This is a genomic window from Micromonospora sp. NPDC051196, from assembly GCF_040682415.1.
GTDB lineage: Bacteria > Actinomycetota > Actinomycetes > Mycobacteriales > Micromonosporaceae > Micromonospora.
In genome coordinates this window covers 47,141-60,920 of sequence record NZ_JBFBAY010000008.1, presented here as the reverse complement: position 1 = coordinate 60,920, position 13,780 = coordinate 47,141, and the positions used below count along the sequence as shown (strand labels likewise).

Sequence of the window (13,780 nt, the reverse complement as noted above, 5' to 3'; positions counted from 1 at the left end):
TCACCACCTCGGCCGGGGACGGGCGGTGATCGCGGCGCGGGTCACGGCCTGGCGCAGGTCGCCGAGCAACCCGACCAACTGGCGGCGGGCGGCCAGTTCGGTGGGGGCGAGGGCGACCCGGATGCGTACCTCGGCGTGGTCGCGGCCGGCGGCAGTCCGCACCCGCACTAGAACGGCGCGGGCGTGGCCGGGGATGTCGACCACGATTTCGGGGGAGCGGTGTTCGTTGAGGTTGCAGCGGTGGTCCCGGCCGCACCAGTCGGTGTGACCGGTCCGGCGGTTCATCGGTGTGCCTCAGCGCGTAGCCGGTGAACCACGTTGTAGACGCGCCGTCCGGTGCGCAGTCTCATGCCCCGGTCGCAGCGGCGGCAGGCACGCGGCCGGCGCAGGAATCGGGTGGTGGTCTGGCCGGTGCCGACGCACCGCTTGCAGGTCTTGAACGGCGCGACCCAGCACAGGACGCCGTAACCGAGCGTGACGGCGGTGGGGATGGTGGTGAGGGTGATAGCGGCGATGGTCAGGGGGTCCACGGCAGCCTCCAGGGCCGGTTTCGGGGCGTGTGGGGCTGTGAGCTGCTATCCGCTAGAGGGCAGCTCATGATTCGGTTTGGGTGCTAGCGGGGGTGCTAGCGCTAGCAGCAGGGGCCGCTAGCGCTAGCACCCTGGCGGCGGTTAGCCGGCGGACCGCTTGCGGTCACGCTCCGCAATCGCGGCAAGAAGATCGGTGTGCTTGATACCGCGCCGGGTGACCGACTTGCCGTCAATGCGGCGGCCCACGTCGGCGACCTTGATCAGCGGGTGGGGTTTGAGTGCGGTGGTGAGTTGCGCGGCTTCCCATCCGCCGTAGACGTCGGGTCGCAGTTCGGCGAGCAGACCGCACAGGGTTTCGTTCCATGCCGACTTCTCATCGCCCGGCCACACGCGGGCGAGGTCGCCGAGCACGTCGGCCACCGGGGCCACCTGCCGGGTCTGTTCGTCCGGGGCCGGCAGCGTCCCGGCGGTCTGTCGCAGCGTCACGGCGCGGGTGACGATGCGGGCGGCGGCGGTGGTGTCGACGTAGAAGGAGCGGACCGCCGACGCCTTGGGGCCGAAGCCGCGCAGGATGCCCCATCCGGCTTCGATGACCGGTTGGAACACGGTGGCCCGGTAGCCGTTCTTGTACGCCGACGTCCCGAGGATCATGTCGTTCGCGGTCTGGTCAGCGACGCTGAGGCAGAAGCGGGAGTTGACGTTGCGGGTGATGCCGGTGGGCAAGCTGTCCTTGTCGGGGATCTGCGTGCCGATCAGGATGATCACACCGAGCGCCCGGCCGAGCTTGATGACCTTCTCCAGCAGTTCTCCGGCGTCTTTGCCGTACTTGCTGGTCATCAGCTCTTGCAGCTCATCGAACCACGCCACCAGGGGGTGAAGCCCGGACTCTTTGAGCGATGCCAGTTCGGGGGTGACCTTGTTCTCCGGTGCCTTCCCGAGTCGGGCGTAGTGCTCGATGCGCTTGGAGCGGCGGCGGCACTCCTCGTACAGCCACTCGATGAAGGCGAAGCAGCGGGCGAGGGTGTCGTCGTCGAAGCCGTTGCCGTACTCGGCCATGACCGGTTCCAACACGGCGAAGTCCCCGACGCCCTTCAACTCGTAGCCCCGGATCTCGGCGCGGGGGTCGAGGGCGGCGGCCAGGATCAGATCCCGCAACGCGAACGTCTTCCCCGAACCCGGCTGACCACCGAACAGGAAGTTGCGGAACATCAGATCCACGCTCACCACGTCGAGGCGGGGCGTGGTGGCGAACGGGAACGGCTTGAACACATCCACCTTCACCCCGGCGTTGAGCAGCGGCCAGGCGGGTTGCTTCATCTGCGACGCCGGTTCGTAGCCCACCCACAACGCGAGTCGACCGGTGTGGCCGGGGGCGGGTTCGGGCCACACCTGATCCAGCGGCAGGCGCATCGCTGAGGCGAGCTTGCCGCGCCGGGCGACCACCTCGGCGGCTTCCACCCCGTAGGGCAGATCGACCACGGCCAGGTGGCCAGGGCCGTCGCGGTGGATGTCCACCGGGAAGCTGATGGCCTTCGGATCCTTGGCCACCGCCGAATTGATCGCGGGCATCTGCAACGAGGTCAGCGCCCGACGCACCAGGTCGGCGGTCAGCTTCCGGTAGCGGGTGCCTTCGGTCACCCGGTCCGTGATCGGCCGGTCCGCCGGACGCCCACGGGTCGCCAACCACGGCACCACCACCGCCCCGGCCACCGCCGACCACCACGATGGCCCGGCCGCGAGGACGATGACGCCGGTACCGGTGCCCGCGGTTCCGGCCGCGAGCACCCACCACCGCCACACCGACTGACGCTGACGGCGCGCGTCCAGCTTCAACCAGGTATCGGCGTCACCGCGCGAGGCGGCGGCTTGCCGTAGATGCCAGTTCCCTTCCTCAGCGGCGGCCCAGCGCAGGGCCTGGCCGATGCTGCGGACCGCACCGATCGGAGCCCACGCCAAGGCTTTCACCGCGTACTTCGGCAACCGCACACCGTGGTACGCGACCACGTAACCAGCGTCCTTGCTCTGGTGCTTCACGGCGGCGCGCAGCGCACGGCCGGAACGTGCCCACTCGGCCAGGATCGGCCGACGCTGCTGTTGCCGGGCCACCACCTCGGCGGGGATGTCGTCGGCCATGTCCACCGGCCCGCCGACCCGCTCTGGTCCCGCGTCTACCGTCTCCGCATCCTCGGCGTCGTCGGTGTCGGTGTCGGGGTCGGCCGGTGGGCGCGGGCGGGGTGCGCGACGGGCGCGGGCGTCGTCGAGGTCGACTACCTCGGCATCCGGGCCGGTGGTGAGGTCGGCTTCGGCGGCGTGCCAGTCGAAACGGTCGTCATCGGGGGCAGTCATGATGGGGGTTCCTCCAACGGGTCTGTCGGATCGGTAGGGGGCCGGCGGCACGGCCCGTGGTTTGCGAGGCCGGTGGGCCGTGCCGCCGGGTGGGGTCAGCGCCGCTTGCGGCGGCCGATCGCGATTGCGCCGTTGCCGATCGCGGACTGGCCGTTCACCTGCACCGCGCCGGTCTGCACACTGCTGGTGCTGGTCGTGGTGGGGTCGAAGTTGTAGTGGCCGGCGGTGCAGATGGCCAGGGTTCCGGTGTCGTCGATGGAGACGCTGCGGAAGCCCTTGCCGCACTGGTCGCAGGACGAGATCGCCACAGGTGGTTTCCTTCCAGGGCCGGTGGTGGGGTGGGAGCGGTCAGACCGCGCAGAACAGGGCGGCGATGAACAGCCACCCGACGTGCCAGGACTGATCGAGGGCGTACATGCCGCCCGCCTTGTCCAGCCAGGCCGGGGACTTACGGAGCCGGTCGGCGATCCACCGCAGCGGGGTGCGTCGGTCGGCGATGTAGTGCGTCACGGCGGAGATACCGAGACCGACCGCCACCCCGGAGGGGTCGAGGCGGAGTCCGGTGCCGGCGATCAGGAACACCAACGCCAGCACCGCCGTAGCCGTGTAGGTGGCCACGTGCGCGGCACACGCGAGACGGCCTGCCCAGCCCGGCTGTCCCTTGCAGTCGGCCTGATGCTGGGTCTGAATCCAGTGATCGGCCACCTGGTGAGCGGCGTAGAGGGCGGCGAACACGGCAGCGAACGCGGCGGCGTGCGCGCCGGTCGGGTCTGCGAGCATGGATGTCTCTCCCAAGGTCCGTGAGGGTTGCGGGGTGAGGCCGGCAGCGCAGCTCTTGGCCTAGGAACCGGGCTGCGCTGCCGGGCGTAGCTAGTCGTGCGAGCGAACGAGGTGCGCCAGCGCGGCGCCCATGCCGAGCACCGCCACCGGCAGGCAGGCGACGGCGGTGGTGATCCACCACGGGGCGACCTGCACTCCGGCGGCGACGAGCAGGTGATAGGCGACCTGGCCGAGCGCGCCGACGAGCAGTGAGGCGATGGCCGACCACTTGGCGAACCGTCGTGCGCGGTCGGGTACGCGGCCGGACAGCCACACGTAGAGGGCGTAAGCGCCGTAGGTTTCGACGCCGATCGGCAGGGTGATCGCGGTGTTGATGGCGAACCCGTCCGCGATACCGGGCAGCGGGTGCACCACGCCGAACCCGGTGAGTCCGCCGAGTCCGACCCACCCGGACCAGATCGCCACGAACGCCGGCAACGCCAGCAGGATGACCGGCCACACCACCGCCGGGCGGGCCGGCTTGCCGGTGGCCGGCGGGGTGGGCGTGTCCGGGTGACCGACCGTGCTGGCCTCGGCCAGCGGCTCGGCGGGTGCGATCGTCGGCGGCTCGGCGGGCGGTGGCGTGTGCTCGGGTACGGCGGGTACTGGTGCCGGGTCCGGGCCGATCGGCTCGGCGTAGTCCCACCGAGGCACCACCGGGCTACCGGTGCCGGTGTCGGGTGCCAGCACCGCACCCCGGACGGCCATGGCCGAGCGCAGCGTGTCTGTGCGGGTCCGCTCGGCGTGCTCGGACTTGAGCCGGGCCAACAGCTCATCGGCCTTCGGCGCACCGATGCGGAACTCCCGCATCAACCGGTTACGCGACGGATACTCCTGCCCATCCGGCAGGTCCAGGGCGCGGGCGGCGGGCAACAGCTTCTCGACGGGTTGCGGGTAGCGGGTGCCGTTGATCGTGGGAGCGGTCATCAGGCCACCGCCAGCGCGGCGAGCTGATCGGCGGTCGACGTGTCGAGGGTCGCACCGTTGTCGGTGTACTCCACGGCGTGAGCGAAGATTTCCCAGCCGTGCCACGTCGGGTAGGCGTTCAGCGACCGGTACGGGCGACCCTCGGCGTTGGTGCCCTCGTACTCCTTGCTGATGAGTACGTCGGGGATGTCCAGCCCGGCCAGGTGCAACCAGGCGCGCAACTCGGCGATGCTGTCAAAGTCGATGTCCAGGGAGGTGCCGTCACCCCGGACGCGGATGCCGGTCGGGTTGGCCAGCAGGATCAGTTCGGCCATCACAGCGCGTCGGCTCTTACGGGTGTTCACGCGGACTCTCCTTCGGGGTAAGCGCAGTCGACGCACTCGCCGAGCGAACGCGGGATGCAGTACGGGCGCACCGTGCCGCAGACGCGGCAGGTCCGGCGGGCCGTCAACGCGGCGTCGATGGCGCGCAGCTGGGCGGGGGTGGCGGTGCGCTTCGGCCGGGCCAGGTCGACCCGGTACAGGTAGGCGGTGCGGGTACCACCGACACCGCGCCACAGGATTTGGGCGGCGACCGGTTGGCCACCGGGACGTAGGCCGGCGGCGCGTAGTTGGCGGCGGGTGGCGTAGCCGGCAGGTGCGCCGCGCCACCAGTAGGTAGGGATCCCGTACTTCGACCCGTCCGGGTCGTAGTAGGCGGCACGAATACGGGACATCAGGCCGCGCGCTGCGCGCCGGTGGTGCGGTCGGCCAGGTCGGCGGCGGCGCGGGTCACGCGGGCCTCGGCCCGGCGCAGCCGCCGCCAGTCCAGCGGCGAAGGGCCGCCGTGGTCCTCGGCGTAGATCAGCGTGATCTGCGCGTCGAGCACGTCCAACTGGGCGGCGATCATCGGCCACTCGGTGTCGATCGCGGCCAGGTCGGCGGCGGTCGGCTCGGCGGTGACGGCGGGGAGGTTGGTGATCACTTCGATCGGTTCCTTCCGGATCGGCGGGAGCGTGCGGCCGGCGGGCAGGACCGGCAGTAACGCTCGTCGGGTGCCAGCGGGGCGAGCCGTTCGCACCGGTTGCAGGTACGCCACACGGCGCTGTTGCGGGTGGTCACTCGAACGGCAGCGAAGACGCTCACGGTCATGACGGCTCACCTCCATATGCAGGGATCAAGACGGGAAAGCCCGGGGTGAGGCCGCGCGCTATCAGCGCGACAACCCACCCCGGGACAGGTGCAGAGAGGCAGAAGACGGTCCGCGCGCCAAGATCCGGCCCGCTCGGCCCGCTCGCTCGGGATCTACCGAGGTCGGTCACCGTGTGACTCAAGGCGGGAATACCGCAAGCCAGATCAAACGCGGCGCTTCTGCTCTGAAGTTCTCAATGAACGACCGCACAGCGGGACGTAGGCGCGCAGTGCTGTTACGCACTGCCTTCCCCGGACCCCAACTGACGGGATACAACGTGGCGTTGTATTCGTGACGCTACAACGCCACGTTGTATCCACGCAAGCACCTGTACCACGTAGGCTTGTACTGATGACTGACGCTGACCTGCCCGCCGACTGGTGGACGACGGACCACGTACGCACCTACCTCGCCTCGGTAGGTGCCCCGATCAGTCGCGCAACCTGGGCTTCTTACGTCTCACGCGGGCAGGCTCCCGCGCCTGACCGGATGTTCGGCCGGTCCCCGGCGTGGCAGCCCGACACCATCCGGAAGTGGCAGGCCGAGAGGCCGCGTAAAGGCACCACCGGCTAGGTCGGACCATCTGGTGCCTCCTGTCCTCGGCTCCCGTCTGCGGCGGCACCTTGCTCGCCTGCCAATGAGACTGCCCGGCCGGCGTCGATTTGGGCATCTCCTACGCACGGACACGAAGGACACGGCCTATGTCCACTGAGGTGCCTCGGCAGTTCAAGCCCAATCTTGTGCTGGTCAACCGCCGAAAGGCGGCCGGCTGGGAGTCGCGCAAGCGCGCCGCGCGAGAGCTGCACCGCGTCGGCCAACAGCGCGGCATCCGAGAGACGCCCACGGTCGAGGCCATCGAAAAGGCGATGTACCGCCACGAGACCGGGCGCGTAGCGGTCACCGACCCGATCTACCGGCAGCTCTACTGCCTGGCGTACGACGCAAAGCCCCACGACCTGTTCGGCGAACTGACCGGCAACGCCGAGGACCGTCCGCACTTCACGGCACGATCTCACAAGTTCGTGACGGCGTTCGTCGGCGCTGAGGGGGCCGCCCGGTTGCGGGAGAGCGCCGGCTGCACGCCGGCCGCAGGACAGTGGCACACCTGCTACTCGGCACCAGTCGAGCACCCGGAAGGCGGCTGCACCCTGTACGTCTGGCCGTGCGGGTCGGTGGTCTTCCACCTTGTCGAGCCTGTGCAGCTGTCCACGATCGCGGCGCTAGCCGCCTGGCGGGTCGCCTCGTATGGCGACAACATCAATTGGGCTATCGATTACCTCGCGCCCGTCGCGCCGGTTGAGAATGAGTCTGCGGTGTACGTCCTTGGTGCTCACTGGGTTGTTGAGCCAGCGTGGCCAGCAGAGCTACTAGGAACTGCGCTGCGCATCATGTCGACGCCGAAGGTGTTGTTGCACCGCGATCGGCCGATGGATGACGAACACTTGGCGCATGCCGAACTGGTCGAGCAGTCGTTGCTAGCCGAATCGTACGATCACACAGGCATCGAATCATTCGGCGTACCGGGAATCTCTGTGGGCTACGCCTCATGGTCCGGAGTCGTGTACCACCCGATCTCTGCCGAGCGTTCCCTAACCGAGTCCGAGGTAATCTCGTGCGAGCTTGCAATCCAATCCATGTGGGCATACAGCGACGCGATCGCCCGTCAAGTCGAGCAGGGGCGAGACCCACAGGTGCCGCCGGAACATGGATGGCGCTACCTCCGGGGAGTGCGCTCCCGACTCACTGTTTCCCGCCTACGGGAGACCGGACAACATCAAGCAATGCGCCGAGCAATCCTACGGACATGTGACCTAATGCCAGCCCTAGACCAAGCCATCGAAACCCTCCGTGATACGGATCGAGGTTAAGCTTAATGACGATTGAACGCCCAGTGCTGGTGGTCACCGACATGCAGAACGGATTCGTCCGAGAAAAATCGGTGCACATCGTGCCGACCATCGTCAACCTTGTTTCTAATTGGAAAAGGGCTGGCGGCGATATTCTTTTCACCCGGTACTTGAACTACCCCGGAAGCCCTTTCGAGCGCTTTTTTGGCTGGAGCCGGCTTCAGTCCGCACCTGAGACAGACATCATCCCTCAGCTACAGCCACTCATCGGCCAAAGCATAGTTCTTGACAAGAATATCTATAGCCCGTTCACGAGCGACGGCGTGAAGATCTTCGCACGTCAGCGTTGGACCGATTTCTACTTCTGCGGTATTGCGACTGAAAGTTGTGTACTCAAGGGTGCCGTAGACGCATTCGAGCATGGCGTCACGCCATGGCTCATCTGCGATGCTTCTGCCAGCCACGCCGGCCCTGAAGCACACGAGGCGGGGCTACTGGTTGCTCGACGCTTTATTGGCCCCGGGCAGGTAATTACGCAAGGGGAGATCCCTAGAAAACTCCTTGGACTCTGACTTTAGCAACTGCCGTCAACTAGCACGATATTCGGATTCTCCTTCTGCCCGACGTCGCCTCGTGAGCGTCCTCTTGGGTTGAGGGTTCTCGGCCGGCGAGTCAACCGCCATTAGGATAAGGTCGAACAGGAAGGACAGTCGCCAAAACTTGAGGACTGCGATTGCAAGGGCCGTCTCGAATATCCATTGCGAGCCGCGTGGTGTTTCCTTGGCATCAACAGCCATTGCAACAATGCATAGTACGGCCCCAGCGAGTAGATACCTTGTCAGGTTACGGCAATTCATTCTGATCTTCGCACCATGTTTAGCCCGAAGGTCAGTGACGACCGGACCAGATGAGCTGCCGTACGCCGCTATCGCAGTACCCGCGAACCCTGCAATCAACGCCATGACGCCAGCCCCCGCCGAGTAAATAGCCAGCCTTTGACCCTGGTCAGCCCAATGCAAGACGTTTCCGTGGCCGAGCCCATAAACGATGAATGCGTGACCTCCGACGAGCAAGAGGCAAAGGAACAGATCAATATTAGGATGATCTGACCATAGCCCCCCCGGATGGCGGAGGGCCGCCCACAGCAGACGTCGCCGACTTGGCTGAACCCTAATTTCTGCGGTCATTCGCCATCACCCCTCTGCGCCCGAGTGAAGCGTAGCGGCAGGGTACGACAGCCTCGTCAGCGATCCAGGTCGTACAAGTCGGCCTTCATCGCATCTGCCGCCTGATTGATGGCTTGTACGGCCGACTTGATTCGGACCGATCGGCCTTCCTCGTCTGTCACGTCAATATACTTTTTCTTTGTAATTCTATTGTTTAGGAAGTCAACATCCTCTCGATGAGGATTTCCTTCATCGTCATAGTTGACGATCTGAGCTACTGCACGCTTGAAGTCTTTACCAATCAGATCTTGTGCGGCAGCGGCAACCCTACGGCGCTCATCCTCGCGTCGTCCTGAAATCCTGCCCTTTACTCTTACAACGAGCTCAACCTCCACATCCCCAAAGCTATCTTGTAGGGCGTGCTTCGCACCGAAGAGGGAGGAGCCATCCGCTGTCGTGGCATTATGGGAATCAAATTTCGCCCGCACCAGGCTAGCCTCAGCAGCCCCGTTAATCTTGCTTATGACATCCTTGCTAAGCACCGGCCCGATGGAAATTTCTTCTTCAAACGCCCCGAAACGATTCAACCAAGCAGCGAGGGTCGAGGACCTTGGTGATGCCCCCGTCCCGAGCACATACCCAAACCTATTTGTTTCCGGCAAAAAACTGGCTACAGAAACCTCTACCCACGGCTTGTTGGTGTCCGCTTCGGTATCGAGGATCTCCCCGGTATCTCTATCCAATGACGATACCGCCTCGTCTCTCGCACGTGCGAACACAAGATGATATGCACCGTCGTGCGGATATACCTGAGCCCAGTGGATAACCTGCTTTATGCTTTGTTCCCGACGCTTAAGCGATGCAGCAGCCACTTCTGCAAGGACATCCTGCCAGTCGACAATCTCGGTGAGTGGGTCTCCGTACGCATCCCGCACCTCGAAGAAGGAAACCAGCTTCTTTCGCCGTTGGATTACCACTCTTCCCCCCTGACTCACGTCGCACGTGCGCCAAACACACTCGCTTTAATGGTTCCCGATGTCAAGCCGATCAGCGCTAGACAACTACGCTTATGTGTGCTTTGTACGTAAATATGGCGATTGAAGATGGCGTGCTGTCTACTTGCCGACGAACCAGAGTTGTACGGCCGCGCGTGGCGAACGTAGTTGGACGGGCAAGAGGGCCCCGTGGCGCTCGCATGGATACAGCCGAATCAACTACAGACTCAGGGGACGCCTCGCGCTGGGCCGAGCACCGGAGCGTCTCATTAGTCGTCTCGTTCGGCCACGTCCAAGGCCATCCGGCAACGTCCTGTCCCACGCCGATGTCGCTGCCTGGCACCGCTACGAGCCCCAGCGAACACGAGACGACAGACTTGGAAAGCGTGTTGGGTTAACACCCTCACGAGTTCGAATCTCGTATCCTCCGCTCACACGAGCAGCACGAACGACAGGGCCGGCCCCCACGGGACCGGCCCTGAGTCGTTTCCTACAGTCACTCTCGTCTCACTTGCCCCGCGCCAGCCCATCTGGCACCCGGTCGGTCCGTCACTCGCGGTGGGAGCCAGGTCCGCCACCACTTCGCGTGGGCAGCGGTGGGGATGGGTTGGTGGGGATCAACCCGGCCGGCATGACGTACAACTCGCGGCGGTCGACCGCCTTGCCGTACCCGTCGATTTCGTAGACCTCGATCCAAGCCCAGCCGTGGTAGGTGTGCCGGTCGGTCCGTTCGCGGATCATCCGGACTCGGATCGGCTGGGCGAACTGCGGTGACGCCGCACGGGTGACGACGAACTCGTGCCCTGGCGCGAACACGATCGTGTCAGCACAGCGGCAGTCGGTCCTCGCTGTCTGCTCCCGCCGAGGACGGGCAGCCCGATGCAGCACTGGTTCACCTCGATCTGTTCACCGGCCGAGCCGACTTGCACCGATTCGCCAGTCGCGGTGAATCGCTCGTGCTGTGCGCTCGGCACTGCCTCCTGAGTGGATGGGGGCCGCCGCCGTTGGTCGCCGGCGGCGGCCCCCGGACGCCATGACCGCCGGGTCAAGGGGGATGAACCTCCACCGGCCACGCCGTCGATACCCCAATTTGGCGCAGGTGACGAGACAACTACAGGGCGTAGCTATATGGTGCCCAGATATTCGGGACATCCAGTCGGGAGACGCCATGAACGACGCGCTGCGAGTCGCCTTGAGGGACACCGGGCACACCATCGAGTCACTTGCCGAACACGTCGGTGTCGACCCGAAGACGGTCAGCCGGTGGCTACTCGAAGACCGGATCCCGCATGCCCGGCACCGCCTGACGGCGGCAGATGCGCTGCGGAAGAACGTCTCGGACATCTGGCCGGACATTTCACGGCGTCGTGCGCTTGTCTGGTTCCGTCCCTGGCAGGAGATCGAACGCGAGGCGACCACCCTGCGTTCCTTCGAGTCCGTTGTGGTACCGGGCCTGCTCCAGACCGAGGCGTACGCCCGCGCGGTGCTCACGGGCGGCGGCCTTATCCCCCGCAGCGAGGTGGAGCGAGTGGTGGCCCACCGAATGTCCCGCCAACTGATTCTGCACCGGGAGGAGCCGCCACGGCTCACCGTCGTGCTGGACGAAGCGGTGCTGCGCCGCCCGGTCGGCGGCCCGGCCGTCATGCGTGAGCAGTTGCTGGCCCTCGCCGAATCCGCCAACCAGCCACACATCCGGGTGTACGTCGTGCCGTCCACTGTGGGGGAATATGCCGGAATCAATGGGCCCTTCGTGCTCGCCACGGCGAATGATCACCGCATCGCGGGCTACCTGGACAACCAGTTGCAGGGCCAGGTGGTTAGCGAACAGGACGACATCGCGGCGATACTGGCCGTGTGGGAGAACGTGCGCGGCGAGACGCTGTCGCACTGGCAGTCGGTCGACCTGATCAGGGAGGTAGCGGAGTCGTGGAGCTGAACGAAGCCCGGCTGACCGGCGCCCGGTGGCGCAAGAGCAGCCGCAGCAGCGGCAACGGCGGCAACTGCGTCGAGGTCGCGGACAACCTGCCGGACCTGGTCGGCGTACGCGACTCGAAGGATCCGACCGGGCCGGCGCTGGCCTTCACCCCCACCGCGTGGCGGGCCTTCGTCGCTGAGATCGACAAGAGCTGACCCCGTCGTACACATGTTCTATCCACAGGCTGTGGACGCCGGGTGAGTTACCAGCTCAGCGCGATTGTCGCGGACGCCGAACTGCTCCGCGAGGAGACCCGCGAGCTGGATCATGCCGTGCTCGGCGAGCTGCGGCAGGACTTCGCCCTGCTCCCGGTGACCCCACAGCTGGTGCAGGAGTTGACCGGCACCGCCCCGGACTACGCGACCGACGAGCCCGGCCCGGAGCAGCCCTTCACGCTCACCCTCTCCCCCGCGCTGAGCGAAGCACTGACCCGCTGGTCGCGGCGGGGGCCGGTGGCGTACGTCGAGGCGGAGTTCGCCGGTGGTGCCGGGCGCCAGGCGGCGGCGGTCTGGTTGGACGGCGCGCTGGCCTGGGGGCCGCGTTTCGACTCGGCGTTCGACGGGCCGCGACCGCAGTGGCCGATCAACGCCGCCCTGATCGAGTTGGGCGCGGAGCCCGGAAACTGGATCGATCCCTTCGCCGAGCTGGGGTTACACGTCGAACGGAGCACTGAAGGGTGGCTCGCGCACGGGCGACGCGGGCTGAGCGCCGACTACTGGGACGAGTTGGCCGAGGAATGGGAAGCCCGGCAATAACCTCTGCGCTCCCGTCACGTTGGGGACTGGGGGATTCTGATGAAATTGCGACAATTCGGCTTCATCGCCGCACTGCTTCTGGCTGCCTCGGTGTCGGGCAGCGGACCCATGCCACCGGAGGGCATCGCCGTGCCCGAACCCGTCGCGTCGGTCACCGTTGTCGATCTCGACGGACTGGCCGATGTGGACTTCGGCGACACCGAGGCCGAGCTGACCCGGCGCGGGATACTTCGTACCGACGTCGGCGCCTGCGGTCCGACGCTGGCCGGCCACGCCACGGTCAGTCCGATCTTCATCGACGATCGGCTGGTGCTGCTCTGGGCCGGCGACCCGGCCCGCACCCCCGAGGGGATCGCGGCCGGCACACCGATCGCCGAGGTCCGGGCCAGCTATCCGACGGTACGCGAGCTGAGCGCTCCACAGGGGACGTACCGCTTCGACGGTCTACTCGCTCGCAACGGCGACCGCGCCTACCTCTTCCTGCACGACGGCCGGACGGTCCAGAAGATCATCGCCGGCTACGCCAACTGGGCGCATCGCCTCTTCGTCGAGGGCCACGGCCCCTGCTGACCCGGCAGCGCCGAGACCAGGCGCGCGGCAACGCCCAAACCAGGGCGCGCGGCGACGGCCCGGGGTCAGCGTGAGGCCGATCGTTCAGCGTGGCTGCGGGACCGGGTGGAGGCAGATCCCGGGCATCAGCACCTGCATGATCGAACGCGTCAGTTCCTCGGGCGGGGTGGACGCACGGGCCCAGACGAACGTGTAGATGAACAGACCCAGGATGCCCTCCACGAACGCGAGGTCCAGCGGCCGGAACTCGCCGGCCGTCGCCCCCTCCTGGAGGACCTGCCGCCACCGGTCGAGGTACTGCTGGCGGCGCTGCAGGATCTGCGCCTTGCCATCGGCGCCGAGGACGCTGTACTCGCGGAGGAACACCGTCCAGGCGGCGAGGTCGGCGGCCATGGCGTTGCCGAGGTCCGTACCGAGTTGCCGCAGCTTGGTGGTGGCGTCGCCGTCGGTGGCCAGGATCTGGTCGCTGCTGACGAGGATGCGGTCGATCGGATCGAGCATGATCTCCAGCAGCAACTCTTCCTTGCTGGCGATGTGGTGGTAGAAGCCGCCCTTTTGCAGGCCGACCGCGTCGAGTAGCTCAGCCAGGCCCGTGCCGTGATACCCCTGCCGCGCAAACAGGTCTGCGCTGGCGGTGAGGATGCGGGCCCGCGTGTCTTCGCTCCTCGTTCGCATAGATC

The 13,780-nt window shown here is 66.5% G+C and carries 19 protein-coding genes; 7 read left to right on the top strand and 12 right to left on the bottom strand.

Translation table 11 applies throughout. From position 1 onward, the window contains the following. From AB0M35_RS17170 to AB0M35_RS17130, 9 genes are all read right to left on the bottom strand, one after another. Entirely contained in the window at positions 1 to 285 is a 285-nt protein-coding gene (locus AB0M35_RS17170; protein ID WP_363746325.1) for a hypothetical protein, read from the bottom strand. Then, positions 282 to 530: a hypothetical protein gene (locus AB0M35_RS17165; protein WP_363746323.1), complete on the bottom strand. Its 249-nt coding sequence runs from the start codon at positions 528 to 530 to the stop codon at positions 282 to 284. The genes AB0M35_RS17170 and AB0M35_RS17165 overlap by 4 nt, the downstream gene beginning before the upstream one ends. Positions 531 to 671: 141 nt before the next feature. Further along, positions 672 to 2,876 (bottom strand): cell division protein FtsK, encoded by a 2,205-nt coding sequence (locus AB0M35_RS17160; protein ID WP_363746321.1) that lies wholly within the window; start codon positions 2,874 to 2,876, stop codon positions 672 to 674. Between the two features lie 95 nt (positions 2,877 to 2,971). Further along, a complete protein-coding gene (locus AB0M35_RS17155) occupies positions 2,972 to 3,184 on the bottom strand; it encodes a hypothetical protein (RefSeq protein ID WP_327038802.1) in 213 nt (70 codons plus the stop codon). 40 nt (positions 3,185 to 3,224) lie between these two features. Then, positions 3,225 to 3,656 (bottom strand): DUF3307 domain-containing protein, encoded by a 432-nt coding sequence (locus tag AB0M35_RS17150; protein WP_363746319.1) that lies wholly within the window; start codon positions 3,654 to 3,656, stop codon positions 3,225 to 3,227. 90 nt (positions 3,657 to 3,746) lie between these two features. Next, positions 3,747 to 4,622 carry an ABC transporter permease gene (locus AB0M35_RS17145; RefSeq protein ID WP_363746318.1) on the bottom strand — a complete coding sequence of 292 codons (876 nt, stop codon included), beginning with the start codon at positions 4,620 to 4,622 and terminating at the stop codon, positions 3,747 to 3,749. Continuing rightward, positions 4,622 to 4,936: a hypothetical protein gene (locus AB0M35_RS17140; RefSeq protein WP_363746707.1), complete on the bottom strand. Its 315-nt coding sequence runs from the start codon at positions 4,934 to 4,936 to the stop codon at positions 4,622 to 4,624. Before AB0M35_RS17140 ends, AB0M35_RS17145 begins: the two co-directional genes overlap by 1 nt. Before the next feature lie 26 nt (positions 4,937 to 4,962). Then, positions 4,963 to 5,337 (bottom strand): RRQRL motif-containing zinc-binding protein, encoded by a 375-nt coding sequence (locus AB0M35_RS17135; protein WP_363746316.1) that lies wholly within the window; start codon positions 5,335 to 5,337, stop codon positions 4,963 to 4,965. Further along, positions 5,337 to 5,585 (bottom strand): DUF6284 family protein, encoded by a 249-nt coding sequence (locus AB0M35_RS17130; RefSeq protein WP_363746314.1) that lies wholly within the window; start codon positions 5,583 to 5,585, stop codon positions 5,337 to 5,339. The genes AB0M35_RS17135 and AB0M35_RS17130 overlap by 1 nt, the downstream gene beginning before the upstream one ends. Positions 5,586 to 6,143: 558 nt before the next feature. Between AB0M35_RS17130 and AB0M35_RS17125 the strand changes: the two genes are divergently transcribed. From AB0M35_RS17125 to AB0M35_RS17115, 3 genes are all read left to right on the top strand, one after another. Next, entirely contained in the window at positions 6,144 to 6,365 is a 222-nt protein-coding gene (locus tag AB0M35_RS17125) for a transcriptional regulator (RefSeq protein ID WP_146017628.1), read from the top strand. Between the two features lie 128 nt (positions 6,366 to 6,493). Then, a complete protein-coding gene (locus tag AB0M35_RS17120) occupies positions 6,494 to 7,660 on the top strand; it encodes a hypothetical protein (protein ID WP_363746312.1) in 1,167 nt (388 codons plus the stop codon). Positions 7,661 to 7,665: 5 nt separating this feature from the next. Continuing rightward, positions 7,666 to 8,211, top strand: a complete 546-nt coding sequence (locus AB0M35_RS17115) for a cysteine hydrolase (protein ID WP_363746310.1) — start codon at positions 7,666 to 7,668, stop codon at positions 8,209 to 8,211. A gap of 671 nt (positions 8,212 to 8,882) precedes the next feature. On the opposite strand, the gene AB0M35_RS17110 is transcribed toward AB0M35_RS17115, so the two are convergent. Next, complete coding sequence (locus AB0M35_RS17110) at positions 8,883 to 9,782, bottom strand: hypothetical protein (protein ID WP_363746308.1); 900 nt, start codon at positions 9,780 to 9,782, stop codon at positions 8,883 to 8,885. A gap of 567 nt (positions 9,783 to 10,349) precedes the next feature. Beyond that, complete coding sequence (locus tag AB0M35_RS17105) at positions 10,350 to 10,616, bottom strand: hypothetical protein (protein WP_363746306.1); 267 nt, start codon at positions 10,614 to 10,616, stop codon at positions 10,350 to 10,352. A 352-nt stretch (positions 10,617 to 10,968) separates the two neighbouring features. Here AB0M35_RS17105 and AB0M35_RS17100 point away from each other — a divergent pair, with 352 nt between their 5' ends. From AB0M35_RS17100 to AB0M35_RS17085, 4 genes are read left to right on the top strand one after another with little or no spacing between them, the layout of a single operon-like run. Continuing rightward, complete coding sequence (locus tag AB0M35_RS17100) at positions 10,969 to 11,736, top strand: helix-turn-helix transcriptional regulator (protein ID WP_363746304.1); 768 nt, start codon at positions 10,969 to 10,971, stop codon at positions 11,734 to 11,736. Beyond that, positions 11,733 to 11,930 carry a DUF397 domain-containing protein gene (locus AB0M35_RS17095; protein WP_363746705.1) on the top strand — a complete coding sequence of 66 codons (198 nt, stop codon included), beginning with the start codon at positions 11,733 to 11,735 and terminating at the stop codon, positions 11,928 to 11,930. The genes AB0M35_RS17100 and AB0M35_RS17095 overlap by 4 nt, the downstream gene beginning before the upstream one ends. A 42-nt stretch (positions 11,931 to 11,972) precedes the next feature. Continuing rightward, positions 11,973 to 12,530 (top strand): hypothetical protein, encoded by a 558-nt coding sequence (locus tag AB0M35_RS17090; RefSeq protein WP_363746302.1) that lies wholly within the window; start codon positions 11,973 to 11,975, stop codon positions 12,528 to 12,530. Positions 12,531 to 12,569: 39 nt separating this feature from the next. Then, positions 12,570 to 13,100 carry a hypothetical protein gene (locus tag AB0M35_RS17085; protein ID WP_363746300.1) on the top strand — a complete coding sequence of 177 codons (531 nt, stop codon included), beginning with the start codon at positions 12,570 to 12,572 and terminating at the stop codon, positions 13,098 to 13,100. An 84-nt stretch (positions 13,101 to 13,184) separates the two neighbouring features. Here AB0M35_RS17085 and AB0M35_RS17080 read toward each other — a convergent pair whose 3' ends face one another. Beyond that, on the bottom strand, positions 13,185 to 13,775 hold the full coding sequence (locus AB0M35_RS17080; protein ID WP_013736367.1) for a TetR/AcrR family transcriptional regulator: 591 nt from the start codon (positions 13,773 to 13,775) through the stop codon (positions 13,185 to 13,187). Positions 13,776 to 13,780 lie beyond the last annotated feature (5 nt).

Coding starts and splice junctions, on each gene's coding strand:
- AB0M35_RS17170 (WP_363746325.1), bottom strand. CDS start 285: ATGAACCGCCGGACCGGTCACACCGACTGGTGCGGCCGGGACCACCGC.
- AB0M35_RS17160 (WP_363746321.1), bottom strand. CDS start 2,876: ATGACTGCCCCCGATGACGACCGTTTCGACTGGCACGCCGCCGAAGCC.
- AB0M35_RS17150 (WP_363746319.1), bottom strand. CDS start 3,656: ATGCTCGCAGACCCGACCGGCGCGCACGCCGCCGCGTTCGCTGCCGTG.
- AB0M35_RS17145 (WP_363746318.1), bottom strand. CDS start 4,622: ATGACCGCTCCCACGATCAACGGCACCCGCTACCCGCAACCCGTCGAG.
- AB0M35_RS17140 (WP_363746707.1), bottom strand. CDS start 4,936: ATGGCCGAACTGATCCTGCTGGCCAACCCGACCGGCATCCGCGTCCGG.
- AB0M35_RS17135 (WP_363746316.1), bottom strand. CDS start 5,337: ATGTCCCGTATTCGTGCCGCCTACTACGACCCGGACGGGTCGAAGTAC.
- AB0M35_RS17125 (WP_146017628.1), top strand. CDS start 6,144: ATGACTGACGCTGACCTGCCCGCCGACTGGTGGACGACGGACCACGTA.
- AB0M35_RS17120 (WP_363746312.1), top strand. CDS start 6,494: ATGTCCACTGAGGTGCCTCGGCAGTTCAAGCCCAATCTTGTGCTGGTC.
- AB0M35_RS17115 (WP_363746310.1), top strand. CDS start 7,666: ATGACGATTGAACGCCCAGTGCTGGTGGTCACCGACATGCAGAACGGA.
- AB0M35_RS17100 (WP_363746304.1), top strand. CDS start 10,969: ATGAACGACGCGCTGCGAGTCGCCTTGAGGGACACCGGGCACACCATC.
- AB0M35_RS17085 (WP_363746300.1), top strand. CDS start 12,570: ATGAAATTGCGACAATTCGGCTTCATCGCCGCACTGCTTCTGGCTGCC.
- AB0M35_RS17080 (WP_013736367.1), bottom strand. CDS start 13,775: ATGCGAACGAGGAGCGAAGACACGCGGGCCCGCATCCTCACCGCCAGC.